Below are 23,557 nucleotides of genomic sequence, written 5' to 3'. Positions count from 1 at the left end.
ACTGTTGACCCTGGTCACTCGGCGTGCCTAGCATCGACTATGCGCGCCATGATTCTCAAGGAATTTCGCGAACTTCGGCGGGACCCCCGCACCCTGGCGATGTTGATCGCGTTGCCGCTCCTGTTACTGGTGATCTTCGGCTACGCGGCCAACTTCTATGTGTCCTCGGTCAAAACGGCAGTCGTGGGTCCGTCCGCTCAGGCGGTGAGTACATCTCTGCCGGCCTACTTCGATGTGACACAGACCGACGTCGACGGCTCGACCGCGCAAGCGACGGACCTGTTGCGGGAGAACAAGGTCGATGTCGTCGTGGTGACCGGGTCGACCCCGGCCGAGCAGTCGACGGCAATGGTGGACGGCTCGAATCTGTTCGCTGCGCAGTCGACCGTGTCGATTCTGAACAAACTCGGCGACCAGGTCCGCACCGAGGTGTTGTTCAATCCCGAGCTGAAAACGTCGTGGGTGATGGTGCCGGCGATCATCGGCCTGATTCTCACCTTCATCGGCACGATCGTCACCAGCATCGGTCTGGTCCGGGAACGTGAGGCCGGGACCCTCGAACAACTGGCGGTCATGCCGATCCGGCCGAGTCAGGTGATCTTGGGGAAGATCGTGCCCTACTTCCTGCTCGCCTCGCTGGACATGATCGTGGTGACGGTGCTGGGCATGGTGCTGTTCGGGGTGCCGTTCAACGGCAACGTGCTGGTGTTCGCGCTGGGCGCCGCGCTCTTCCTGTTCGTCGTCCTCGGTCTCGGTGTGCTGATATCGACGATCTCGCAGACCACCGGACAGGCCATCCAAACGGCCTTCTTGTTCCTGATGCCGCAGATTCTATTGTCCGGCATGATTTTTCCGCTCGATGCGATGGCGGCGGGGGTTCGCTGGATCGGCTACCTGCTTCCGCTGACCTATTTCACGATGATCTCGCAGGGCGTCATGTTGCGTGATGCACCGATTTCGTCGCTGTGGTTGCCGTTGGTCGTGTTGGCCGTGATGGCGATCGTGGTCTTCACCGGGTCGACGCTTCGTTTCCGGCGCGATCTCGCGCCCGACGTCTCGAAGGCGAGCAAGCCGGAGGCATCGAAATCGGTCGATCCGACCGGTGCGGACGCCGCATGATCGCCGCGACCGACTCCGTCGTCGTCCGGTTCGGCGACCGAACAGCCCTCGACGGAGTGAGCATCGAGGTTCCGGCAGGCCAGGTGGTGGCCTTGGTCGGCGGAGACGGGGCGGGGAAGTCGACCCTGTTGCGGACGTTCGTCGGGGAGGTCCTCCCCGACACCGGGACCGTTCACGCCCCGGGTAAACACGAAATCGGGTTCCTCTGCGCGGGCCCGGGAAGTTGGGCGGCCCTGACGGTCCGGCAGAACATGGATTTCGTCGGCGGCATCTACGGCCTGGGCGGCAGCGAATTGGCCGAGCGGCGCGAGGAACTCATCGACCGGTCCGGGTTGGGTGATGCAGCGGACCGACTCGCCTCCGCGTTGTCGGGAGGGATGCGGCGCAAACTGGGCACGGCGATGGCGATGCTGCACAAACCCAAGATGCTGATCCTCGACGAACCGAGCACCGGCGTCGACCCCGTGAGCCGCATCGACCTGTGGCGAATGATCTCGGAGGCCGCCGCGGACGGTGCAGCCGTGGTGATGTCGACGACATACCTCGACGAGGCCGAGCGCGCCGGGCATCTCGTCGTCCTCGACTCCGGCCGAATCCTGACCCAGGGCTCCTACGACGAGGTGCGCGCCGGATTCACCGGCACCATCACCTCGGCAACGGATCCGGTGCGACCCGAATGGTCATGGCGCCGCGGCCGGGAGCGTCACGAATACTGGGAGGACGGCCATCCAGACACCGACGCCGCAACCATCACGCCAGACCTCGAAGACATCGTCATCGCGTTATCGCTGACACGCCGGCAGGAGGTCGGGACGTCATGACCGCTGAGGTACTACGGGCACGTTCGGTGACCCGGAAGTTCGGTGACTTCACGGCCGTCGACTCGATGTCGATGACGGTCGCCCCCGGCGAGGTGGTCGGCCTTCTCGGAGCCAACGGAGCCGGCAAGACCACGCTGATCCGGATGCTCCTGGGTCTGCTCGCCGCGACGGAAGGAGCCGTCGAATTGCTCGGCGGCCCGCCGGACCGAGCGCGCCGGGCACACATGGGTTACGTGCCCCAGAACCTGGGCCTCTACCGTGATCTGACCGTCGAAGAGAACCTGGCCTTCAGCGCGGAGGCCTACGGTGTTCCCGTGCCGGGTGTCCCTGCCGAACTCCACGATGCGCGCAACACCCTCGTCCGGGAACTGGCCCTGGGCGCGCAACGACAGGTGGCGTTCGTCGTGGCGCTGGCACACAAGCCCACCGTGCTGGTGTTGGACGAGCCGACCTCCGGCGTGGATGCACTGTCCCGCGCAAGACTGTGGGACACGATCCGGCACCAGGCCGACAACGGCGTCGGCGTCCTGGTCACCACCCACTATATGGAAGAAGCGCAGCAGTGTGATCGCCTGTTGCTGATGTCGTCCGGGCAACTCGTCGGCGCCGGCAGCGAGGACGACATCATCGGCGACACCCGCGCGGTCGCGGTGCACACACCGGATTGGGCACAGGCATTTGCGGCACTGAACGATGCCGGAGTCCCCGTGATCCTGGACGGCCGTGCGATCCGAGTCCCGGACACGGACCCGGCGACGATCGATTCCGTGCTGGACTCAGCCGGCATCGCGGCCGACATCCGGCCCGTGCGCGCCACCATCGAAGAGCGCATGCTGGTCCTCGCGCGTGCCGGAGCGCATGGATAGTCGCGCTCCCGGCAGGCCGAAGGTCGTCGCAGACTCCGCCGACAAGCGCGACACCATTCTGAGGTCGGCGCGAGAGCTGTTCTCCGATAGGGGCTTCGACCGAACGACGATGCGCGCTATCGCCGCCCGGGCCGGAGTCGACCCGGCGCTGATTCATCACTACTTCGGCAACAAGAACGCGCTGCTGGTGGCCGCCCTGCAGCCGGAGGTCGATGCGAAGACCGTGTTCTCCGGAATCACCCCCGAGACCGATGCGCCCGGTGAGATCTTCGTCCGACGCGTACTCGAATTCTGGGAGACGAACCCACAACAGCGCGCACGCGCAATCGCGCTGCTGCGAGTCGCCGTGACGCACGACGAGATCGCCATGCGAGTACGAGATTTCTTTCTCGGACTCGTGCAGCGCGCACTCGGCGGTGTCGTCCGTCGCGATCACCAGGACGAGCGTTACGCACTGGTGGTCAGCCAAACGGCCGGGCTGGCGATATCGAAGTACATCCTCCTGCTGCCCGACGTCGCCAACGCCCCCATCGACATCCTCGCTCAGCGCGTGGGGCCGAACATCGACAACTACCTCTTCCGCGACTTCGACGAGTAACTAGTCGCGGCGTTCGACCACCGCACGCTCCTTCGCTGCCTCTTCCCGGTCGATGCGGGCGAACACAAGATGCTGCTGACTGTAGGTCCAGATGTTGTTGCTCACCCAATACAGCAGAATCGCGATCATCAGGAATGGACCGCCTGCCAGAACGCCGAGGGGAAAGACCCACAGCGCCATCTTGTTCATCATCGCGGACTGCGGATTCGCGGCTGCCTCCGGACTCTGCCTCGCCAGCGACGCCCTCGCGTTGAAGTGGGTGGCCAGGCCGGCGATCACCATCAGGGGAATCGCCACCGCCGCGATCGTGGCCACCGTCGGGATTCCCCCGTGCGAGGCGAACGACGCCAGGGTGCTCTGCGGGCTGGTGATCGCCACCGAGATCGGCGCCCCGAACAGGCGAGCGCTGAGGAACGACTGCACGTCGGCGGCACTGAAGATGTAGTTCGCGGTGTGCGCGTTGGCCTCGGGCGACATCCCGAGCTGGCCGAGTCCGGTTCCGGTGCGGTTGAACGAGCGCAGCACGTGATACAGGCCGATGAACACCGGCGCCTGAACCAATGCCGGCAGACAGCCCATCAACGGATTGAACCCGTGCTCTTTCTGCAGCTTCTGCATCTCGGTGGCCTGACGCGCCCGGTCGCCGGCGTACTTCTTCTGCAGTGCCTTGATCTGTGGTCCGAGTTCCTGCATCTGGCGGGTCGTGCGGACCTGTTTGATCGCGGGTTTGAGTAGGAGGGTCCGGAGGGTGAAGACCAGGAAGACTACCGCCAGGGCCCAGGCGACGCCGTTGTCCGGGCCGAGTACCGCGCCGAACACCGTGTGCCAGAACCACAGGATCGCGGACACGGGGTAATAGATGAAGTCGAGCATGGGAGGACCTCTTTGCTGCACGGCGCGGCGAGACCGCGGCATCGTGCGAGTCGGAGTTTCACGCCAGATTCGAGGACCAGGGACGTGAATTTGTGACTGGGTCGACGAGGCGGCCGACGCAGTACCCGAAGGTGCTACGCGGCGGCGGCCAGGACCCGTCCGGGTGCTCGGGGAAGGCGAGGGCGGCCGGGGGTGTCCGGGGCGCTCTGACGACGGAACGCGCCACGCAGGCGCTGCTCCTCACGGGGTGGACCGGTGGCCGGCTCCGTCAACAAGTGCAACGGCGACCGCGCATGACCTGCGACGGCGAGCAGGAAAACGATCGCCACCGCGGCGCCCACGATTGCAGTCGGTCCGTCGATCGCGAGCGTTGCGGCAATCACCAATGCCAGCACGGCAACCCACGCGAGCTGAACGATGTTCAGCCCCTGCGCGAGAACAGACCGGATCCGTGCCATGCGTGCAGCATACCGAGCACGCCAGGTGCCGATGGAACCCGAGCTGATCAGCAGGTCGCGTGGGATTCCAAGCCCCGAAGGTAGTCGATCAGGGTGTCGAGGACGGCCTCGAGATCCTCCACACTCCCCGTCGACCGCAGAATCTGCACCCACCCCGAGTACCAAGCGGTTGCCTTCCCACTGACCCTTCAACGTGACAGCGAACGTGACCATCTACTCGATTGTTTCGAATCCTCCGGCCGCGGAGCGTCGGAACAGTTCGAGTTCCACCACCGTCACACCTTCACTGTTGCGCGCCGCCGCGGCGAGCGTCTGGGCGTTGCGGGCGCACTTCGACATCGCGGCGTCGTCGTAGCAGTCGTCGATCGCCGCGGGCGGGGTGAACCGTCCACCGAGCGACGAAGAGTCGACATGCCAGGCGAGGCGACCCTGCCACCAGCGGGACAGTGCCTGCTCGTGCGCGATGCCTCGGGGTACTTCGACTCCGATGACCCGCAACGAGGTGTAGTTGGCGCGGACCAGTTCCTCGTACACCTTGGGGCCCTGTGCGGGCCACCGGAGTGTTCCCTCGATCAGGACGTTCTCGCCGCGGTCCAGGCACAGATGGCGGATCTGATCGATCAGGGCGGTGGATTCGTCGTGGACCAACGCTGCCAACTCCCGCGGCGCCAGCGGTGCGCCGTCCGCGAGGTTCGTGCCGAGTAGTTCCGCATAGTCACCGTCGCGGAGTGCCTGTCCGATGAGGAAGTTCTTTGACCTCGTCGGCGTCGAGGCTTCGGTATCCGTCCAAGTCGGGGATATGTTCGCGGAGCAGGGTGCTTTTCCCGGCCCCGGGTGCGCCGGCGGTGAGGATCGCCGAGCGTCCCTCGCGCAGCGGGGTGGCCCGTGCGAGATACCGGTCGATGACCGTGCGGCGGAACCGCAGCCGGGTAGGGGATGCCGCGAACCGGACCATCGTGTTCGTGTCGGACTTGGTATGTAGCGGGCCGCCGGGCATAGACATGGCGGCCAGCTGCGCGGCAACGGTACCGCGCAGCGGATCCGGGTAGTTCACGCAGACCGTGCCGCCTGTTCGAGGGCTTCCCTGTTTCGCTCCATCAGCCGACCGATCTCATCGTCGGTCAGCAATCCGCGGTAGTAGGCGCGTTCGATCTCGTCCCAGCTGCCGGGCTCGTACGCATCGGCAGACACTCCACCGCTGACCGGGACGCGGCCGAAGGTGAACTGCCAGTCCAGCAGAATCTGCATCATCTCGTCGTCGCTGATCTCGCCGGCGGTGCGGCGGTCGATGACCTCGGTCGGTGTTCGATCGAGTAGAGCCGGGTTCTCCAGCACGGTGCGCAGCATGCGATGAATCGTCGGTTGCGAGATTCCGATGTGCTCATGGATGACCCGTTGGGTGATGTTGGCGGCGTTCGCCTCGGCCACCGCCCGCAGGACATCGAGGTCGGCGACCCTGCGCCGGGCAGCCGCCACGTCGAGAGCGGCGACGGCCTTGCGGTCGATGGTGTCCACGACAACCACCTCCTCGGGTTGATTCACAATGAATCACCGACCTCACAATACCCACCCCCACCGACCCCGTCCACTGAGCCAAATCGATCGCTCCAGCGTCCTTGACCAGGCCAACCATCGATCACGGCCCACCGATGAAGGAGGCCGGGCACCCGCACCGTGTGGGCACTCACGTGGGATCGGCTGTGCCCCGCGTGATGCAGCCGCCAGTCACGCGGCGATTACCCTGTCATGATGGCTGCAATCCCGGATTCCACAGTGGGCACGAACACCGCGGTGTCCGGCCTCGAGAGCACCTTCGCCGACGACCTGGGCGCCCTGACGGTGCCGTGGCAGGGCGCTCCTGCGCCGGATCCCACGCTGCTGGTGCTCAACGAGCAGCTCGCGGCGACGCTGCGGTTGGACGTACAGGCACTGCGAAGCGAGGACGGGGTCGGTGTCCTGTCCGGATCGACGGCACCGACCGGAGCCAAACCGGTGGCGATGGCATATGCGGGCCACCAGTTCGGCGGATACGTCCCGCTCCTCGGGGACGGTCGGGCGTTGCTGCTCGGCGAACTGACCAGCGGTGATGGGCAGCGCGTCGATCTGCACCTCAAGGGCTCGGGGCGAACGCCGTTCTCCCGAGGCGGCGACGGTTTCGCAGTAGTCGGCCCGATGCTGCGTGAATACCTCGTCAGCGAGGCCATGTACGCCCTCGGCATCCCCACCACCCGCGCACTGTCGGTGGTCGCGACGGGCGGGCACGTGCACCGCGACGGCACCGAACCCGGCGCCGTACTCGCCCGGGTCGCGGCCAGCCACCTCCGGGTCGGCACCTTCGAATACGCCGCGCGGCAAGCCGGGCTGCTGCAACCGCTCGCCGACTACGCGATCGCCCGCCACTACCCCGAGCTGACCGAACTGCCGACGACCGGCGCCGGCAACCGCTACCTGAGATTCTTCGAGGCCGTCGTCGAAGCGCAAGCATCACTGGTGGCACGGTGGATGCTCACCGGTTTCGTGCACGGAGTGATGAACACCGACAACACGACCATCTCCGGGGAGACCATCGACTACGGTCCGTGCGCTTTCCTCGACACATTCGACCCGGCAGCGGTGTTCAGTTCGATCGACCACGGCGGCCGCTATGCGTTCGGCAATCAACCCGCTGTCCTGAAGTGGAATCTGGCGCGCTTCGCCGAAACGCTGCTCACGCTGATCGATTCCACACCGGACGACGCGATCACCGCGGCATCGGCAGCCCTCGACACCTTCGATCAGCGTTACGACGGCCACTACGCGACCGGTATGGCGGCAAAGCTCGGTATGACCGGCACACCCCTCGACCGAACACTGATCGACGACCTTCTGACGCTGATGAAAGGCCACGGCATCGACTGGACAAGCGGCTTCCGCGCTCTCGCCGACGAACTACGCGGAAACTCGACACCTCTCGACGCCCTCGCACCGCGCGAGCACACCGGGCCGTGGTTGCAACGCTGGCGCGGCGCCCTGCAAGAACACGGGCGCGGGGCAGCGGAGACCGCAGACGCAATGGACCGCGTCAACCCGATGTACATCCCACGCAACCATCAGCTCGACGCAGCCTTGCGGGCCGCGACCGACGGTGAACTCGCTCCATTCGAGAAGCTCCTCGAGGTCGTCACCCATCCATTCGACCGCCGCGACGACTGGGCCGACTACACCACACCCGCCCCGCCGTCATTCACCAGAACATTCCAAACCTTCTGCGGCACATAACTTTCGCACGACGAGCAGGGTCGTCGCCCTCTCCATCGGCGACAGCGTCCCGTATCCGGCGCTCCAGGTGGGCAGCGGACCTGGTGGCCAGCGCCATGGCCGAAGGAGAACGGCAGCACCGGACAGGACGCCAGCAACTCGAACACTGGGCTCGGGTGGGGCGTGCGGTCTCGAGTCGGCAGACCGCGGCCCGGCGCCGAGTGGAGGACGCTCTCGCCGGCCGGTTGCCGCTCAGTGAACTCGGAATCGAAGAAGGCACAGTGTTCGACACCGAGATCGACGCGGCGATCGAAGAACAACTGGCCACCACCGATTACGACGCCACGCTTGCAGCCCGGGGAGTCACCACGGTCGCGCTGTCCGAGGACGGTCAGCTCATCGAGCACCGTCCCGACGGCACGCACACAGTCCTGCCCGAGTGAAACGACAGTCACACAGCAGCGCCGGGGCCCTGAAGTAGTTCGACGTCGCCGGCGTGCATCGACTCGCCGCAGTGTGTGCAGCGCAGGTCGACTTTGCTGATCTCGCCGCACGCGTGGTGGCGGTAGAGGACCGGCGGGCCCGCCTCCCCCGCGAGCCAGTTGTCGCCCCAGTTGGCCATTGCCATCAGAACGTCGAGGAGTTGGATGCCCTTCTCCGTCAGAACGTATTCGTACCGCGGCCGTCGGTCGTAGGGCCGGCGCTCGAGCACTCCGCGCTCCACGAGGTGGTTGAGTCGTTCGGTCAGGACCTTGCGCGAGATGCCGAGGTCGGCCTGAATCTGCTCGAACCGGGTGAATCCGGCCCACACGTCACGCAGGATCAGCGGTGACCAGGGCTCCCCGATGACGTCGAGCGTTCGCGCGATCGAGCACGCCATCCCACCGAAATCTGTGCGTTGCATGGATCCAGCCTACCAATTGGGGTTCCTTCAAGGAACTCACACTGTTACGCTCATGGAGTCTCCTGAAGGAACCCCGAAAGGGACACGAATGAGCAAGGTCATCAGCGCCCACGCAGTCTCGGTCGACGGCTACATCACCGGCCGCAGTCCCGGACCCGGACACGGAATCGGTGACGGGACATCCCTGTTCGACTGGTACGGCGACGGCGACACCCCCAGCCGGTTGTTCGACGGGTTCAGTCTGAGCGAGCCCAGCGCCCGGATCTTCGACACCCTCGCCGGACGCGTCGGTGCGGTCGTTGCAGGACGCAACACGTACGAGGATTCCGGTCGTTTCGGCGGCGGCGGCCCCCACCCGACCGCTCGCGTGTTCGTCCTCAGCCATCAACCCGTGCCGGAGTTGTCCGAGCAACAGACGCTCGTCACCAGCGGCATCGAGGACGCGGTCGCGGCGGCGCGCGAAGCCGCCGGAGACAAGGACGTCAGCCTCATGGGCGGCGGAGTCCTGACCGCGGCCTTGACGGCCGGGCTCGTCGACGAGGTGGTCCTGCACCAGGTGCCCGTCCTGCTGGGCGCCGGTCGCCGTTTCTTCCAGGAACTTCCGGAGCACGTACAACTCCGTCTACGGGAGGCCGTCCCGGCGCCCGGCGTGACCCATCTCCGCTACGCGGTGGTCCGATGACCCTCGCCGACGGCGGGCCCACCCCCACGACCCCGGCTTCGCGCCGGCAACCCCGATGAAGGAGCAGACCCATGCTTGACCCCGACGTGCGCCGCGTACTCGACGGCACCTCGATCGCTCACCTCGCCACGGCACTCCCGGACGGCTCGCCCCACACCGTTCCCCTCTGGATCGGCACCCACGACAACCGAATCGTCTTCCTCACCGGCCCCGGCTCACGCAAGGCACGCAACCTGCGCCGCGACCCGCGGATGGCACTGTCCATCGCGCCCGTAGACAACCCGTTCGAGCCCGTCGTCGTCCGAGGGCGAGTCGTCGAATGGCTCGACGGCGATGCCGCGTGGGCGATCATCGACCAGCTGTCCACGAAATACACCGGCGCGCCCTACCCCCGAGACGATGAGCGCGTCGTGGCCGTGATCGAGCCCGAGCGACAGACTGTCGGCGTCGGCTGAGCCGATTACAGACGGACTGCTCGCTCACTCCGGAGGTGAGCTGTCCCCGCGCTTCAGCGTCGCGGTCAGGCCGGCCAGGAGGATGTCGACTCCGCGTTCGAGTTCGGCGGCGCCGTCGTAGGACGCCAGCACCGGTGCCAGACCCCGCAGGAGCGGGAACTCGCCGATCGGCAGACGATGCAGGCCGAGGCGAAGGAGGTCGTCGGATTCTTCGGGGCGCTCGACGAGTTCCTGCAGTTCGTTGAGGACGTGGCCGTAGAGGAAACCGAACAACGCCCGATAGACATGCAGGGCGTCGGCGTCGGTGAAACCCGTCCGGGTCAGCAGGGTCAGGATGTCCTCGAGGGGGCGCAGGGTGCCGAGCGGCCTGAGCCCGAGCGGCGTCGACAGCGGCCGGGTGACCAGGAGCGGCACGACCTGAGGATGGGCGAGGGCCAGCCGACGGAAACCCCGCGCGACCTCCCGAAGTTGGGTAGCCCAATCGCCGTCGCCGGTATCGACCTCCAGTTCGTCGAGCACGCGCTCCGCGAGACCGTCGAGCAGCGCGGCCTTGTTCGGGGCGTGACGGTAGAGAGTCATCGGGTCGCGGTCGAGCGCCTTGCCGAGGCGGCGCATGGACAGCCCGTCGATTCCGTCCCGGTCGACGATCTCGAGCGCAGTTTCGAGTATCCGCTCCCGGGTAATCGGGCCGTCGTCGGAGTGGATCGAACGACGTTCGGGCTCATCGGCCATCACGACACCTCCACCAACACTGTAGGCCTGAACTGTAGATCTACAGTGTTGACAGCCTGAGGAATGCGGCGTTCACTTCAGGGTGAAGCACGGAGCGGGTCCGGAAATCGGGAGTCGAATATGGCGATATCCGACATCAAGGAATACGCACATCTCACCGAGGAGGATGTCGAGGCGCTCCGCTCCGAACTCGACGCCATCCGGCGAGACATCACCGATTCGCTCGGTGAGCGCGATGCCACCTATATCCGTCGCACGATCGCCTTCCAGCGTGCGCTGGATGCCGCTGCGCGCCTGGTGATCCATTGCAGCCGGGCGCGAATCGGGTGGGTCCTCGGGACCACGGCCCTGGCTCTGGCCAAGAGCGTGGAGAACATGGAGATCGGGCACAACGTCTCCCACGGTCAGTGGGACTGGATGAACGACCCCGAAATCCACTCCAGCACGTGGGAGTGGGACATGGCAGGCGTGTCGTCCCAGTGGCAGTACTCGCACAACTATCGCCACCACGTGTTCAGTAACGTGGTCGGGATGGACGACGATCTCGGGTTCGGCGTCATCCGCATCACCCGCGACCAACCCTGGAAGCCGGACAATCTACTGCAGCCGCTGCGGAACCTGTTGCTGGCGTCCACATTCGAATGGGGCATCGCCCTGCACGGCCTGTATTCCGAACGGGACCGCGTCGACACCGCCGCCGAGAAGAGTGCCCACACCCGAGCACTGCTCGGCAAGATCGCTCGACAGGCCGGCAAGGACTACGTGCTCTTCCCCGCCGTCAGCGGGCGGCGGTGGCGACGGACGCTGAAGGCGAACCTCTCGGCCAACCTGCTCCGAAATCTGTGGGCGTACGTCGTGATCTTTTGCGGGCACTTCCCGGACGGCGCAGAGAAGTTCACGCCCGCGGAACTGGAACACGAGACCCGGGCCGAATGGTATCTACGCCAGATGCTGGGCACCGCCAACTTCCGGGCCGGAGCGGTGCTAGCGTTCCTGAGCGGCAACCTCTGCTACCAGATCGAGCATCACCTGTTCCCCGACCTTCCCAGCAATCGCTACGCAGAAATCGCGACGCGGGTCCGCGCGTTGTGCGAGAAATACGATCTGCCATACACCACGGGTTCGCTTGCCAAGCAATACTTCCTGACCCTACGCACCATCCACAAACTGGCGTTCCCGGACCGGTTCCTGTCCGCGACCGCCGACGACGCTCCCGAGACCGCGTCCGAACTGAAATTCCGCACCGCCCTCACCCCGCCCTCCGACGGAGGCACCGGACGGCGTGCGGGACTGCGCACCGCGTTGCGCGAAGCCACAGCGAACCGCCGACGACATGCGACAGGGCGCCGACGGGCCTGACGCACCGCTTGCTCCCACAGGGGGTGGGTAATGAGCACCCTTGGGTGGCTGTCGACCGGCTCCCTCCGGGGGCAGTGTTGGTGTGGTCAAGGAACACTCGACCACCCACCAGCAAGGACTCCGCATGTTTCGCCACACCGCCATTCGCGCCGGCCTGATGTTCGCCGCAGTCGCCTTCTCCGTCACCGGCGCGGCCGGAATCGCGCACGCCATGCCCGCTTCGACGGGCGGCGGTGACGTCGCCGTCACCTCACAGTCGGACCGTGACAACCGCGACCGGGATCGGCGCGACCGTTTCGACGACGACGCGCAGGGCGCAATGTGCCAGGGTCAGGCCGTCGTCGACCACCCCAGCTGCTCCTCGCTGCCGTACTGATCCCCCGATCGAGCTGCCACAGCGCCGCAGTCGCTGTGGCAGCGGCGGTCGAGGTTCTCTACCTGACCGGGTGAGGGCTACCGCGCACGCGAAAGCTTCGCGAAAAGCTCGGCCCAGCGGACATGCGGATGCGCCTCGAGCAGTGCCCGGCGCTGACGTTCGGTCATCCCACCCCAGATGCCGAATTCGACGCGATTGTCGAGCGCATACGCGCCGCATTCCATCAGCACCGGGCAGTGCCGGCACAGCGCGGCGGCCTTGCGTTGGGCGGCTCCTCGCACGAAGAGCCGATCCGGGTCTCCGTCTCGGCACCGGCCTCGCGTGATCCAGTGGAGTTCCGACATGTGGAGTCATTCCCCTCTCGAACACCGAACACGGTCAGGGCACTGGGAATGCGGGCACAGCCCGATGAAGCAAGGGAAGGATTCAGCTGCGGACAGATTTTCGCAACACATCGGCTCCGGCGACGAGGCGCGATCGACAATCGCACCGATGACAGATTAACTGCACCTCGTGCCGATCGCGCGTCGACGCTTGGATCAGGCGCTTGGATCAGGTACGACGGGATGCGCGGATCGCGTAGATCACGGCCCCGAGCGCGAGGACGATCACACCGGGAATCACCGACGCCAGGGGAAGGAACGCGGCGAGGACGATGCATCCGACGGCACCGACGACCGCCACCAGACGCGGCCACGGTTTCGCGGACAGAGTCCAGGCGGACGCGTTGGCGATCAGGTAGTAGATCAGCACCGCGAACGAGGAGAACCCGATGACGCCGCGCAGGTCCGCGGTTGCGGCGAGGAGCGCCACCACCACACCCACCGCCAACTCGGCCCGGTAGGGCACCGCGAACCGGGGGTGGACGGCGTCGAGCAGACGCGGCAGGTGGCCGTCGCGTGCCATCGCGAATGTCGTCCGCGAGACCCCGAGGATCAGGGCGAGCAGCGAGCCCAGCGCGGCGATCACCGCGGCCACCCGGACGACCGGCTCGAGACCCCCGAATCCCGCAGCGGCAACCGCCTGCGCGAGCGGATCCGTCGCGGCCGCGAGGGCGTCGGCACCGAGCGCGTTCAGGACGGCGACCGCCACGCACAGGTACACGACGAGGGTGATCGCCAGGGCGAGGGGAATTGCCCGGGAAATGGTCCGGGCCGGGTCCTTCACCTCCTCGCCGAGCGTGGCGATCCTGGCGTACCCGGCGAACGCGAAGAACAGCAGACCGGCGGCCTGCAGGACGCCGGTCACGCCGTGGCCGGACGTGATCTCCAGGCCGTCGAACCCGGTGTCGGGGCCGGTCAGACACACGATGACGATAACCGCGAGGACGGCGAGCACCGTGAACACGATGACCCGAGTGACCAGGGCCGACTTCTGCACACCGAAGTAATTCACGGCGGTGATCACGACGACGGCGACCACCGCGACGAGATGCTCGCGGCCGGGCCAGGCGTAGGCGCCGACGGTCAGGGCCATCGCGGCACACGACGCGGTCTTGCCGACGACGAACCCCCAACCCGCGAGATACCCGAAGAACGGTCCCAGGCGTTCACGTCCGTAGACGTAGGTGCCACCGGACTGCGGATACAACACGGCGAGCCGGGCCGACGAATTGGCATTGCAGTAGGCGATGACCGCGGCCACGGCCAACCCGACGAGCAGTGCGCCGCCGGCGGCGGACGCAGCAGGCCCCAGCGCAGCGAAGATCCCCGCCCCGATCATCGACCCCAGGCCGATCATCACCGAGTCGAACACCCCCAACCGCCGACGCAACTGCGGTGACGCGGCGGGGTACGCGTCGTTGCCGTCCGAATTCTCGTCATCGGTCATGCGTGGCAGTTTCCCCTTCGAACGTGCGATGTCTGGCCGCCCAACGCTAGCGCCCTCCGGTACGCAGACGTGAACTCCACGGTGTCAAACGGTTTCGGCTCTGCGGCATACTCGCAGCCACGAGCAGGGCTGCGACGGCCGGGTGTGGACTTCGCATTCGGATTGTCGGTAACCACGCGAAGGGGTGATTTCCACCAACCGCTCGGACCATAATTGGTCCATCGGGAAACAGGTACTCCGGACATCGTCTGCAACCCGAGACTCATCGGCCGGTGGAAGCCGGGCGACAATCAAATCAAAGGTGAGATCAGATGAACACGTTCGCATTGCGCACGGCGATTACATCGGCCGCGATCGCCACCGCTTTTGCACTCGGTTCCGGCTTCGCAGCGGCGGCACCGGCATTTCATGGAGACCCGAACACACCCGGTACACAGCTCCACGTCCACAACGACTCCCCGAACGACATGAACAGTTACCAGTGTGGGGCGATCGGCGTCGGGGGTGCCGGAGTCGGATCGAACTCCCCCGGAGGCAGCGGGCAGCTCAACGGCGTCTTCTTCGGCAGCGGCCCGGTCCAGGGTGGTTGCGTCGGCAACGACGGGTCGGTGCATTTCCCGTCCGGACGCGCCGAGTAGTAAGAACCCCACCTGAAGCCGCCCGACGAGGATCACTGATATCGAGTCGGGTGGCGCGCCATATCATTATTTCCTTGCAACCGCTAGAGTCGCAGGGATGCAAATACGACTCCGCGCTCATCGAGCGCACCAGACCGCACAACCGTCCCGTGGCCGTTGACAGCGCTGATGCCGTCCTTGATGGCGACCAGACCGACGAGCGCCTCGCCCGCGCGGTGATCGAGGCCCTCCAGGCGGGCAGGTCGTGGGCGCACATCGCCACGCATCTCAGGGTTCCACCTCCAGCCATCCGCGACCGGCTCGGCATGACCGATCGGGACTGGCAGGAGGCAATCGTCGCCCACGAGAATGCCTGCGCGGCCCGTCTCGACGATCTGTCCTGGTCCCGGCGCTCGTAGACGAGACAGCAGTCTCGACCACCCGCCGCTGACCCACGGTTCTGGGCAGGACCGACCGCCCAGCAAATTGCGGGCTGCGCGATTTGCTAGAAAATGAGGCGTGGATTCTGAACAGGTCTTCGGTGGCGGTGAGCCGCAACGGGTGGGCAGCTTCCGCTTCTTCCTGGACGGGCAACGGTGGGAATGGTCCGAGGCCGTCGCACAGATGCACGGCTACCGGCCCGGCGAGGTCACGCCGACCACCGAACTGCTGCTCTCCCACAAACACCCCGAGGACCACCCGCACGTCGCACGGGTCCTGGACCGGATGATCAACGACGCCGAACCGTTCTCCAGCAAACATCGCATCATCACCGCCACCGGAAAGGTCCGCCACGTCGTGGTCGTCGGCGACCGCATGCACGACGACGCCGGCGCCGTGATCGGCACGAGCGGGTTCTACATCGACATCACCGAGTCCCACCGCAGCGACGTCAAAGATTCGGTCGACGAAACCGTCGCCGAACTCGAGCAATCGAGGGCTGTAATCGAACAAGCCAAGGGGGCGCTGATGCTTGTCTACGGTATCCCCGCCGACCGCGCGTTCGACATCCTTACCTGGCGCTCACAAGAAACCAACACCCGGCTCCGCACGATCGCCGAACACATCGTCGCCGCATTCGAGGAGGTCGAACCCGACACCGGCCTGCGCACCCGATTCGACCACGTGCTGCTCACCGCCCACCAACCATCCCACCGACCGCAGTAGCGGACGGTCCCGCGGGCTGTTCAGGAGGTCAGTCGCTCGGCCGCGTGCCCCACCCCTCCCGCACCGTTACTGCTGCTCGGCGCGCCGACGCCCCTATCCGGTGTGACGCCCGCTGTAGGCGCACAACGTGCCCCATGCCGCGGCGACGCCGGCGGCCTTTGCCTTGGTCGCCGCGTCGGGAAGCGTGAGTCCGAAGACCGCGGCATCACCGAAATCGGAGACCACCCGGACCGCGACTGCGGCGCGTAGCGCCGCCCCGGCAGGTGCCGTGACCAGGGCCAGGCCGCTCGCCGCATCACGCACCCCCACCGCCCGGATCACCGTCGCGACCTCGGGAGGGACGACGCCGTCGGCGCGAGTGAGTTTGCAGGGCTTCGCGAGAAGTTTCGGTGAGGCGATGATCGCAACACTGTATGCGGCGGTCAGGACACCCAGAACCCGAGGAAGAATGCGCGCGGCGGAAGTCGACATAGCGCCCGTATACCCCGCACCGGCGTGGCCCACGCACCGCGCCGCAATCGCCGCGGCGGGCCGTCAATCATTGCCGCTGGCAACGGGGTTGGTGCGAAGCGTCCGCTGTTCGTCCGATTGCCGGACCTGGATCCGTCCGTTCCGCACGCGGGCCTCGTACACCGGCTGTGGCCGGGTCGCCGGGCCTCGGTCGATCCGACCGTCCGCCACCTGGAAGCGACTCCCGTGCCACGGGCATTCGACACACCCCTCCTGCAGGGAGCCGTCGCCGAGTGGAGCCCCTCGGTGGGTGCAGCGATTGCTCAGCGCGACGACGCCGTCGCTTCGGTTCACCAGTAGCACCGACACGGTGCCGACGAGCACGGCGAGCATGTCCCTGCCGGTCAGGGCTGTTTCCGCGGCCGCATCCGTCCATTCCGAGGGCAGAGTGGAAAACGCGGTGGTATCTACGCCGACTCCGGCGGCGTAAGACAGATGGCCACCGAGCCATCCGCTGACTCCGAGCAGTCCTGCACCGAGCACGGACAGGCCGACGCCGACGCCGTGACGGCCACGCCTTCGGGCGGTCCACGACGCGAGGTACGAGGCGATGGCCGCGTAGTTCGACGCCGCGTGGACTGCGCCGACCCTGCGCTCGGCACCGAGGGTGTCGGCCCAGTCCGACGCACCCGTCAGCGTGGCCGGCACGGCGGCAAGAGCCCCAAGACCCACCAGTTTCGCCGCGGCCGGACGCGCACTGTTGCCGCCGAGCACGTCGAGGAAGCCCGCGCTGACCCACGCCCCGATGGGAACGGTGACCAGGAACGGGTGGAGAGGGTGCCCCAGATCGGTACCGGACAACGCGTCCTTGACCCGACCCGCTGGAAGCCACTTGTTGATGGCGTCCACCACCGCGTCCGCGGGCCGATCCACAGTGCGGGCATGTTCGAGCCGACGCACGCTTCGCTCGAGCAGGTTCACGTCCACCTCATCTCGATATTCATTCGAATCGAACACCTTTCGCGTCATCCAGGCGTGGATACCCGATCTTCGTCAGCCCGGTAGCGTCTCGCCACCGAGTGGGGCGAGGACCTCCCCGGAGTAGTAGGACGACAGCAGGCCGGCAGCAAAGAAGACGTAGGACGGTGCGATCTCATCGGGTTGCGCGGCCCGCCCGTAGGGTGCCTGCTTCCCGAAATCGGCCACCTTCTCCTCGTCCATCGTCGCCGGGATCAGTGGAGTCCACACCGGGCCGGGCGCAACACAATTGACCCTGATGCCGCGATCCAACAGCGCCTGAGCCAACGAGTAGGTGAGCGCGGTCACCGCACCCTTGGTTGCGGAATAGTCGATCAGCGCCTTGTTCCCGCGCAGTCCGTTGACCGAACCGGTGTTGATGATGGAAGAATCCCGACCGAGATGCGGCACCGCGGCCCTCGTCACGTGGAAGTAACTGTCGATATTCACCGAGAACGTGCGCCGCCACTGCTCGTCCGACAGCTCGAGGAAATCGTCGACCGGCTCCTGGAACGCCACGTTGTTGACGACGATGTCCAGCCCACCCAACTCCGAGACCGTGCGGGCGACGACATCCCGGCAGTGCTGCGGCTCGGCGAGATCGCCGGCGAATGTGCGGCACTGCCGCCCTTGCGCTTCGACCAACCCGGCGGTGTGGGCGGCGTCGTCGTCCTCCTCGAGATACGCGATGGCCACATCCGCGCCTTCCTTCGCGAAGGCGACCGCCACCGCACGCCCTTTCCCCGAGTCCCCACCGGTGATCAGTGCCCGTTTGCCCTCCAACAGTGCGTTTCCCCGGTAGGCGCGCATCTCGTCACGCGGCTCTTCCGCCATCTCCGAGGTGCGGCCAGGGTAGTCGATGGTGTGCGGGGTGTGTTCGCTCATTCACCTCTCCGATCGGGAAACGGTCATCCCACGGATACCCGACCCTCGACAGGGTGAATCGCTGGCGACTTACGCCCGAGACCTCTACCAGACCCCCGGATTCGGCGACACCGTCGACTGCACCCAGATCAAGCAGCCCCCGCCGCCGCGACTGAGCAGTTCCACGCCCATAACGCGTCACCGGCTGTGATGGCAGTTACTTTCCAGCGATTCTCTTCAACATCGAGCGCCGGGTCATTACCCTTGACCACACACCCTGCACCCGCCCCTTCCGGGCGACACAGGGGGTGAAGCATCCGGGGTTNCTCCCGGTATCACCGATGTCGAGCCCAGGCATCAACGCACCCAGACACCTACTGCTGTGGATGTGGCGGCGCACCGAATTGCCGTCCCGGATCCGGTCCGTCGCTGCTCCGTTGGCGACCACGTCCCCGGGCCGCGCGAGTGTGCACGCGATATGTCGAGGGGTCATCTCGCACACACTTCGGCCGACCACAGCAGGCGGGGGCTTAACCCGTTCGACTTTCGAAAGCGACCCACGCCACCATGCTCGACCATTCGCACCACCCCATCGACCAGGACTGGCAGCATCTCGCCTCCTGCCGCGGCACCGACACCGACATGTTCTTCTCCCCCGACGGAGAACGCGGCAGCGTCCGCGCCCGACGCGAGCACGCCGCCAAACAGATCTGCCACAACTGCCCCGTCCTCGCCGAATGCCGNGACCACGCCCTCACCACCACCGAGGCCTACGGCATCTGGGGCGGCATGTCCGAAACCGAACGCACCCGCCACACCCGACGCACCCGCCACGCCGCCCGACCCCCACGCGCGTGGGAGCGACGAACCCACTAACAGGACAGACGCTGCCGCGGGGCCGCGTCGTCGCTCTACTCGGGTAGGCGAAGGCCTTCGAGCTGCCCATTGGCAGACCGGTTCGCCACCGACCGACAGGGGTAACCGGACCACGTGAGCAGCAGACGCGGACTGCGCGTGGTGGTGATCGGCGGGACCGGCAACGTCGGGACCAGCGTGGTGTCCGCCCTCGGGGCCACCCCGGACGTAGAGACTGTATTGGCAGTCGCCCGCAGGCCCACCGCCTGGACCACCTCGAAGACCACCTTTGTCACTACCGACATCGCGACGGGTGACCTGCGAGCTGTTGTCCGTGGCGCGGACGCCGTGATCCATCTCGCCTGGTTGTTCCAGCCGACGAGAAAACCCGCCGTGACGTGGCGTAACAACGTGCTGGGCGCTATCGGCGTGTTCGACGCCGTCGCCGCCGAACGAGTACCCGCCCTGGTATATGCGTCGTCCGTGGCTGCTTACTCCCCGAGACCCTCCGACCGGGAAGTCAGCGAGAACTGGCCTACCCACGGGTGGCCCGGAGCCGCGTATCCCCGAGAGAAGGCCTATCTCGAACGTTGGCTCGACGCGTATGAGATCCGCAATCCCGCAGTCCGGGTGGTGCGGATGCGGCCAGGGTTCATCTTCAAACGCGAGTCCGCGACCTCACAGCGCCGGCTGTTCGGCGGCCCATTCGTGCCGGGTTCGTTGGCCCGCCGCGCAGCTGTGCCCGCCGTGCCGCTACCGGACCAGCTCCGGGTACAGATCCTGCACACCGACGATGCCGCAGCCGCATACGTACAGGCCGTCCTCCGGCCGGTACACGGCGCGTACAACCTGGCCACCGACCCTCCTGTCGATCGGCGGTTCCTGGCCGACTACTTCGGGGCACGCCCCGTGCGGATTCCCGCGGGGGCACTGCGTGCCACCCTCGCCGCCGCATGGCACACACGCCTTGTTCCAGCCACTCCGGGACTCGTCGACACGGTGCTGCATCTACCCCTGATGGACAGCACCCGCGCGCGGACCGAACTCGACTGGTCACCCGCCTACACCCCACACGACACCTTCACCGAATTCCTCGACGGCCTCCGGGCGGGAAGCGGCCTGCCCACCGCGCCCCTGGCCGCGGACACCGCCCGCCGCCGATGGCACGAAATCACTACCGGCGTCGGACGCACACCCTGAATACCGCTGTCCAAGTCGATGTTCGAATCGGTGGTCCGAGCCCATCCGGGCGATCGATCGGTTAACCCAGTCCGTCCCTGGGCATTCGGACTGCATGGCTACCTATCGAGTACTCGATCCCACCGGCAACGTCGTCGAGACCAAGGACATCGAAAGCGCGGAAGATGCACACGCCTGGTTCGTCGACGTCCGTGCCGACAACAGCGAACTCGGCTGGCGGATGGAAGTCCAGCACACCGACGGCTGGTCGTTCTTCGACGACACCGAAGGCGCTCGCTAGGACGATCGGACGGCAGCGGACGAGCGGCAGGCTTGGGCCCGGGATAGCCAGTCTATGACGCGACCGGAACCGCAGTCCGACCGCGCACGGTGCTTGACTAACCCCTCCGGCGAGTCGTATCCCGGACTGCCAAATCTCGACCCGACGGGATACGGCCCGCTCCCTCCAGATTAAGTCGTTCCCGAACAGACCTCAACGGCCGATTCGATACGAGGTCACGCCGCGGCCCTCCGGGTCCCGATGCGCGCGAACTAGGGAAGTAGCACAACATATTTCGTCGATCAGGCCGTCCGATGCTCGGCAGGCGACTCTCGTGAGCGCATTCCGTGTTGCAGCTTGATTCGACATCTGTCAATATCGACGCATGTCGAATCAGGATGGGCCGGACGGCGGCGAGTGCTGCTCGCCGCTCACGCGTGAACCACTGACCGAGGACTGGGCCGGCGACCTGGCCCGGATGTTCAAGGCCCTCGGCGATCCGGTGCGCCTTCGTTTGCTGAGCCTGATCGCCAGCCACGCCGGCGGCGAAGCCTGTGTCTGCGACATCTCCGCGTCGTTCGATCTGTCGCAGCCGACGATCTCGCACCACCTGAAGGTGCTCCGCGCCGCCGGGCTGCTGGACTGCGAACGCCGCGGCACCTGGGTGTACTACTGGGTGATCCCGTCGGCGTTGCAACAGCTGTCCGCCGTGCTGCTGACCGAGGGCGGCCCCGCCGTGCCGTCCCCCACCTGCGCCGAGACCCTCGCATGAGCGCCGCCCCGGCTACCGAGCACCCTGCCGTCGTCGGCAAACTCTCGGCCCTCGACCGTTTCCTGCCGGTGTCGATCGGCGTCGCGATGATCGCAGGGCTGCTCCTGGGCAGGCTGATTCCCGGGCTCGGCGACACCCTGAGCGCCGTCGAGATCGACGGCATCTCGTTGCCGATCGCACTCGGACTGCTGGTCATGATGTACCCGGTGCTCGCGAAGGTCCGCTACGACCGTCTCGACACCGTCACCGGCGACCGCCGCTTGCTGATCGGTTCCCTGCTGCTGAACTGGGTCCTCGGCCCGGCGCTGATGTTCGCGCTGGCCTGGCTGCTGCTGCCGGACCTGCCGGAGTACCGCACCGGTCTGATCATCGTCGGCCTGGCCCGTTGCATCGCGATGGTGATCATCTGGAACGACCTGGCGTGCGGTGATCGGGAGGCCGCTGCCGTCCTGGTGGCGATCAACTCGGTGTTCCAGGTCGTCATGTTCGCCGCGCTCGGCTGGTTCTACCTGTCCGTGCTGCCCGGCTGGCTCAGTCTCGAACAGACCACCATCGACACCTCGCCGTGGCAGATCGCGAAGTCGGTGCTGATCTTCCTGGGCATCCCTCTGCTCGCCGGCTACCTGACGCGCCGCTTCGGCGAGAGCGCCAAGGGCCGCGACTGGTACGAGTCGACATTCCTTCCGCGCATCGGCCCGTCGGCGCTGTACGGGTTGCTGTTCACCATCGTGATCCTCTTCGCCTTGCAGGGGGACCAGATCACCTCCCGGCCGTGGGACGTCGTCCGAATCGCGATCCCGTTGCTGGCGTACTTCGCGATCATGTGGGTCGGCGGCTACCTGCTCGGCGCCGTCATGGGTCTGGGCTACGAACGCACCACCACCCTGGCGTTCACCGCCGCAGGCAACAACTTCGAACTCGCCATCGCGGTGGCCATCGCCACCTACGGCGCCACCTCCGGGCAGGCCCTGGCCGGTGTCATCGGACCGCTGATCGAGGTCCCCGTCCTCGTCGGCCTGGTCTACGTGGCCCTGGCGCTTCGCACGCGGTTCCGCGCGCAGCCCGCATCAGTCACGAAAAGCTCGCTCCCATGACCACGCCCAGCGTGTTGTTCGTCTGCGTCCACAACGCAGGCCGCTCCCAGATGGCCGCCGGATTCCTCTCACACCTCGCCGGTGATCGGATCGAGGTCCGCTCCGCCGGGACCGCCCCGGCCGACACTGTCAACTCCGCCGCCGTCGACGCGATGGCCGAGATCGGGATCGACATCTCCGGTCAGTCCCCGAAGATCCTCACGCCCGACACCGTCGAATGCTCCGACGTCGTCATCACCATGGGCTGCGGCGACACCTGCCCCGTCTTCCCCGGAGTCAGCTACCGGGACTGGGCGCTCGACGATCCGGCAGGCAAGGGCGTCGACGCCGTGCGTCCGATTCGCGACGAGATCAAGGCGCGAGTCGAAGCCCTGATCGCCGAACTTGCACCCACCACCGACTTCGTTCCCTGAGATCGTATTCCGGTCAGATCGAGGTCTCTTGCGCCGACAGTGCCATCCAGGTTCCGTCCTGCTTGACGAACACGTCGGTGAATCGTTCTCGCGCCAGCACATTGCCGGACTCGGTGACGGTGTTGACGCCGTGTATCACGGCGGTGTCGCCGACGATGTCGACGACCTGGCCGGTGGCGTTCATTGTGAACGCCACCGGGACGATGCTCGCGATCTCCTCGTCGCGACCGAGGAGCCTGCCCTCACTGGTGATGTGCTTGAAATCCGGACCGAGGATCGATTCGATCGTGTCGCGGTCACCGGCAGTGATGGCTGTCAGCCATCGCGCTTCCTGAGCGAGCACCGCCTCCTGCTCCCCGGTCGCGCCGGCGGATGCGGTCGGCGAGATGGACGGCGACGCCGTCTCACTCGTGTCGCCGCCGCATCCGGTCAGCCCACCGACCACCAGCATCGCGGCGGCGAAGCCGGGAATTCTTCGTGTCACACCGGCGTTCACACCGCCTCCACGTGGCCTCGAGCTTCGTACACTCACCACCGTG

The 23,557-nt window shown here is 66.4% G+C and carries 31 protein-coding genes and 1 pseudogene; 19 read left to right on the top strand and 13 right to left on the bottom strand.

The window, feature by feature from the left end; genetic code table 11:
• Positions 1-39 precede the first annotated feature (39 nt).
• The 4 genes from CA951_RS06380 to CA951_RS06365 are packed head-to-tail and all read left to right on the top strand — an operon-like array spanning position 40 to position 3,404.
• Positions 40-1,119 carry an ABC transporter permease gene (locus CA951_RS06380; RefSeq protein WP_087556055.1) on the top strand — a complete coding sequence of 360 codons (1,080 nt, stop codon included), beginning with the start codon at positions 40-42 and terminating at the stop codon, positions 1,117-1,119.
• Complete coding sequence (locus tag CA951_RS06375; protein WP_087556054.1) at positions 1,116-1,940, top strand: ABC transporter ATP-binding protein; 825 nt, start codon at positions 1,116-1,118, stop codon at positions 1,938-1,940. Before CA951_RS06380 ends, CA951_RS06375 begins: the two co-directional genes overlap by 4 nt.
• Positions 1,937-2,806 (top strand): ABC transporter ATP-binding protein, encoded by an 870-nt coding sequence (locus CA951_RS06370; protein WP_087556053.1) that lies wholly within the window; start codon positions 1,937-1,939, stop codon positions 2,804-2,806. Before CA951_RS06375 ends, CA951_RS06370 begins: the two co-directional genes overlap by 4 nt.
• Positions 2,799-3,404: a TetR/AcrR family transcriptional regulator gene (locus tag CA951_RS06365; protein WP_087556052.1), complete on the top strand. Its 606-nt coding sequence runs from the start codon at positions 2,799-2,801 to the stop codon at positions 3,402-3,404. The genes CA951_RS06370 and CA951_RS06365 overlap by 8 nt, the downstream gene beginning before the upstream one ends.
• Positions 3,405-3,410: 6 nt before the next feature.
• On the opposite strand, the pseudogene yidC reads toward CA951_RS06365, so the two are convergent.
• From yidC to CA951_RS44050, 5 genes and pseudogenes are all read right to left on the bottom strand, one after another.
• Positions 3,411-4,277, bottom strand: a pseudogene (yidC, locus tag CA951_RS06360) (membrane protein insertase YidC); the annotation flags it as partial.
• Positions 4,278-4,411: 134 nt separating this feature from the next.
• The gene (locus tag CA951_RS06355) at positions 4,412-4,735 is read right to left on the bottom strand and encodes a DUF6412 domain-containing protein (protein WP_087556050.1); all 324 of its coding nucleotides are present in this window, start codon (positions 4,733-4,735) and stop codon (positions 4,412-4,414) included.
• 213 nt (positions 4,736-4,948) lie between these two features.
• Complete coding sequence (locus CA951_RS43310) at positions 4,949-5,392, bottom strand: zeta toxin family protein (RefSeq protein WP_179220127.1); 444 nt, start codon at positions 5,390-5,392, stop codon at positions 4,949-4,951.
• Positions 5,393-5,450: 58 nt separating this feature from the next.
• Positions 5,451-5,789, bottom strand: coding sequence for a hypothetical protein (locus tag CA951_RS43305; protein ID WP_160102655.1), 339 nt, complete (start codon positions 5,787-5,789; stop codon positions 5,451-5,453).
• Positions 5,786-6,250 (bottom strand): helix-turn-helix domain-containing protein, encoded by a 465-nt coding sequence (locus tag CA951_RS44050; RefSeq protein ID WP_256973372.1) that lies wholly within the window; start codon positions 6,248-6,250, stop codon positions 5,786-5,788. Before CA951_RS44050 ends, CA951_RS43305 begins: the two co-directional genes overlap by 4 nt.
• 231 nt (positions 6,251-6,481) lie before the next feature.
• On the opposite strand from CA951_RS44050, the gene CA951_RS06340 reads away from it, so the two are divergent.
• The gene (locus CA951_RS06340; protein WP_087556048.1) at positions 6,482-7,993 is read left to right on the top strand and encodes a YdiU family protein; all 1,512 of its coding nucleotides are present in this window, start codon (positions 6,482-6,484) and stop codon (positions 7,991-7,993) included.
• A gap of 53 nt (positions 7,994-8,046) precedes the next feature.
• Entirely contained in the window at positions 8,047-8,415 is a 369-nt protein-coding gene (locus CA951_RS06335) for a ParD-like family protein (protein WP_256973423.1), read from the top strand.
• A gap of 8 nt (positions 8,416-8,423) precedes the next feature.
• Here the strand turns inward: CA951_RS06335 and CA951_RS06330 are convergent, their stop codons facing one another.
• The gene (locus tag CA951_RS06330; protein ID WP_087556046.1) at positions 8,424-8,876 is read right to left on the bottom strand and encodes a helix-turn-helix domain-containing protein; all 453 of its coding nucleotides are present in this window, start codon (positions 8,874-8,876) and stop codon (positions 8,424-8,426) included.
• A gap of 88 nt (positions 8,877-8,964) precedes the next feature.
• Between CA951_RS06330 and CA951_RS06325 the strand changes: the two genes are divergently transcribed.
• Together CA951_RS06325 and CA951_RS06320 are read left to right on the top strand one after the other, a co-directional pair.
• Positions 8,965-9,558, top strand: coding sequence for a dihydrofolate reductase family protein (locus CA951_RS06325; RefSeq protein ID WP_087556045.1), 594 nt, complete (start codon positions 8,965-8,967; stop codon positions 9,556-9,558).
• A 71-nt stretch (positions 9,559-9,629) separates the two neighbouring features.
• Positions 9,630-10,013 carry a TIGR03618 family F420-dependent PPOX class oxidoreductase gene (locus CA951_RS06320; RefSeq protein WP_087556044.1) on the top strand — a complete coding sequence of 128 codons (384 nt, stop codon included), beginning with the start codon at positions 9,630-9,632 and terminating at the stop codon, positions 10,011-10,013.
• 24 nt (positions 10,014-10,037) lie between these two features.
• On the opposite strand, the gene CA951_RS06315 is transcribed toward CA951_RS06320, so the two are convergent.
• Positions 10,038-10,745 carry a TetR/AcrR family transcriptional regulator C-terminal domain-containing protein gene (locus CA951_RS06315; protein ID WP_087556043.1) on the bottom strand — a complete coding sequence of 236 codons (708 nt, stop codon included), beginning with the start codon at positions 10,743-10,745 and terminating at the stop codon, positions 10,038-10,040.
• 120 nt (positions 10,746-10,865) lie between these two features.
• Between CA951_RS06315 and CA951_RS06310 the strand changes: the two genes are divergently transcribed.
• The gene (locus CA951_RS06310; RefSeq protein ID WP_087556042.1) at positions 10,866-12,104 is read left to right on the top strand and encodes an acyl-CoA desaturase; all 1,239 of its coding nucleotides are present in this window, start codon (positions 10,866-10,868) and stop codon (positions 12,102-12,104) included.
• A 124-nt stretch (positions 12,105-12,228) separates the two neighbouring features.
• Positions 12,229-12,480 carry a hypothetical protein gene (locus CA951_RS06305; protein WP_087556368.1) on the top strand — a complete coding sequence of 84 codons (252 nt, stop codon included), beginning with the start codon at positions 12,229-12,231 and terminating at the stop codon, positions 12,478-12,480.
• A 77-nt stretch (positions 12,481-12,557) separates the two neighbouring features.
• Here the strand turns inward: CA951_RS06305 and CA951_RS06300 are convergent, their stop codons facing one another.
• Positions 12,558-12,824, bottom strand: coding sequence for a WhiB family transcriptional regulator (locus CA951_RS06300; protein ID WP_087556041.1), 267 nt, complete (start codon positions 12,822-12,824; stop codon positions 12,558-12,560).
• 208 nt (positions 12,825-13,032) lie between these two features.
• Positions 13,033-14,310, bottom strand: coding sequence for an APC family permease (locus tag CA951_RS06295; RefSeq protein ID WP_087556040.1), 1,278 nt, complete (start codon positions 14,308-14,310; stop codon positions 13,033-13,035).
• A 311-nt stretch (positions 14,311-14,621) separates the two neighbouring features.
• Between CA951_RS06295 and CA951_RS06290 the strand changes: the two genes are divergently transcribed.
• The 3 genes from CA951_RS06290 to CA951_RS06280 all read left to right on the top strand — a co-directional run bounded on the left by CA951_RS06290 (position 14,622) and on the right by CA951_RS06280 (position 16,094).
• A complete protein-coding gene (locus CA951_RS06290; RefSeq protein WP_087556039.1) occupies positions 14,622-14,948 on the top strand; it encodes a hypothetical protein in 327 nt (108 codons plus the stop codon).
• A 74-nt stretch (positions 14,949-15,022) separates the two neighbouring features.
• The gene (locus CA951_RS06285) at positions 15,023-15,346 is read left to right on the top strand and encodes a hypothetical protein (RefSeq protein ID WP_256973369.1); all 324 of its coding nucleotides are present in this window, start codon (positions 15,023-15,025) and stop codon (positions 15,344-15,346) included.
• A 100-nt stretch (positions 15,347-15,446) separates the two neighbouring features.
• A complete protein-coding gene (locus CA951_RS06280; protein WP_087556038.1) occupies positions 15,447-16,094 on the top strand; it encodes a PAS and ANTAR domain-containing protein in 648 nt (215 codons plus the stop codon).
• Positions 16,095-16,187: 93 nt separating this feature from the next.
• On the opposite strand, the gene CA951_RS06275 is transcribed toward CA951_RS06280, so the two are convergent.
• The 3 genes from CA951_RS06275 to CA951_RS06265 all read right to left on the bottom strand — a co-directional run bounded on the left by CA951_RS06275 (position 16,188) and on the right by CA951_RS06265 (position 18,446).
• Positions 16,188-16,565 (bottom strand): hypothetical protein, encoded by a 378-nt coding sequence (locus CA951_RS06275; RefSeq protein ID WP_087556037.1) that lies wholly within the window; start codon positions 16,563-16,565, stop codon positions 16,188-16,190.
• 63 nt (positions 16,566-16,628) lie between these two features.
• On the bottom strand, positions 16,629-17,531 hold the full coding sequence (locus CA951_RS06270; RefSeq protein ID WP_256973367.1) for a Rieske 2Fe-2S domain-containing protein: 903 nt from the start codon (positions 17,529-17,531) through the stop codon (positions 16,629-16,631).
• 66 nt (positions 17,532-17,597) lie between these two features.
• Positions 17,598-18,446, bottom strand: a complete 849-nt coding sequence (locus CA951_RS06265) for an SDR family oxidoreductase (RefSeq protein WP_087556036.1) — start codon at positions 18,444-18,446, stop codon at positions 17,598-17,600.
• Between the two features lie 546 nt (positions 18,447-18,992).
• Between CA951_RS06265 and CA951_RS06260 the strand changes: the two genes are divergently transcribed.
• From CA951_RS06260 to CA951_RS06235, 6 genes are all read left to right on the top strand, one after another.
• Positions 18,993-19,301, top strand: coding sequence for a WhiB family transcriptional regulator (locus CA951_RS06260; protein ID WP_087556035.1), 309 nt, complete (start codon positions 18,993-18,995; stop codon positions 19,299-19,301).
• Positions 19,302-19,415: 114 nt separating this feature from the next.
• Positions 19,416-20,480, top strand: a complete 1,065-nt coding sequence (locus CA951_RS06255; protein WP_087556034.1) for an NAD-dependent epimerase/dehydratase family protein — start codon at positions 19,416-19,418, stop codon at positions 20,478-20,480.
• A 94-nt stretch (positions 20,481-20,574) separates the two neighbouring features.
• Positions 20,575-20,760, top strand: coding sequence for a hypothetical protein (locus CA951_RS06250; RefSeq protein ID WP_087556033.1), 186 nt, complete (start codon positions 20,575-20,577; stop codon positions 20,758-20,760).
• A 364-nt stretch (positions 20,761-21,124) separates the two neighbouring features.
• On the top strand, positions 21,125-21,511 hold the full coding sequence (locus CA951_RS06245) for a helix-turn-helix transcriptional regulator (RefSeq protein ID WP_087556032.1): 387 nt from the start codon (positions 21,125-21,127) through the stop codon (positions 21,509-21,511).
• Complete coding sequence (gene arsB / locus CA951_RS06240) at positions 21,508-22,605, top strand: ACR3 family arsenite efflux transporter (RefSeq protein WP_087556031.1); 1,098 nt, start codon at positions 21,508-21,510, stop codon at positions 22,603-22,605. The genes CA951_RS06245 and arsB overlap by 4 nt, the downstream gene beginning before the upstream one ends.
• Entirely contained in the window at positions 22,602-23,018 is a 417-nt protein-coding gene (locus CA951_RS06235) for an arsenate reductase ArsC (protein WP_087556030.1), read from the top strand. The genes arsB and CA951_RS06235 overlap by 4 nt, the downstream gene beginning before the upstream one ends.
• Positions 23,019-23,031: 13 nt before the next feature.
• On the opposite strand, the gene CA951_RS06230 is transcribed toward CA951_RS06235, so the two are convergent.
• Positions 23,032-23,502, bottom strand: a complete 471-nt coding sequence (locus tag CA951_RS06230; RefSeq protein WP_256973364.1) for a nuclear transport factor 2 family protein — start codon at positions 23,500-23,502, stop codon at positions 23,032-23,034.
• Positions 23,503-23,557 lie beyond the last annotated feature (55 nt).

The sequence above is a fragment of the Rhodococcus sp. NCIMB 12038 genome, assembly GCF_002165735.1.
Classification (GTDB): Bacteria; Actinomycetota; Actinomycetes; order Mycobacteriales; family Mycobacteriaceae; genus Rhodococcus_F.
The sequence above is the reverse complement of the archived record's forward strand: the minus strand, read 5'-3'. Positions and strand labels throughout refer to the sequence as shown.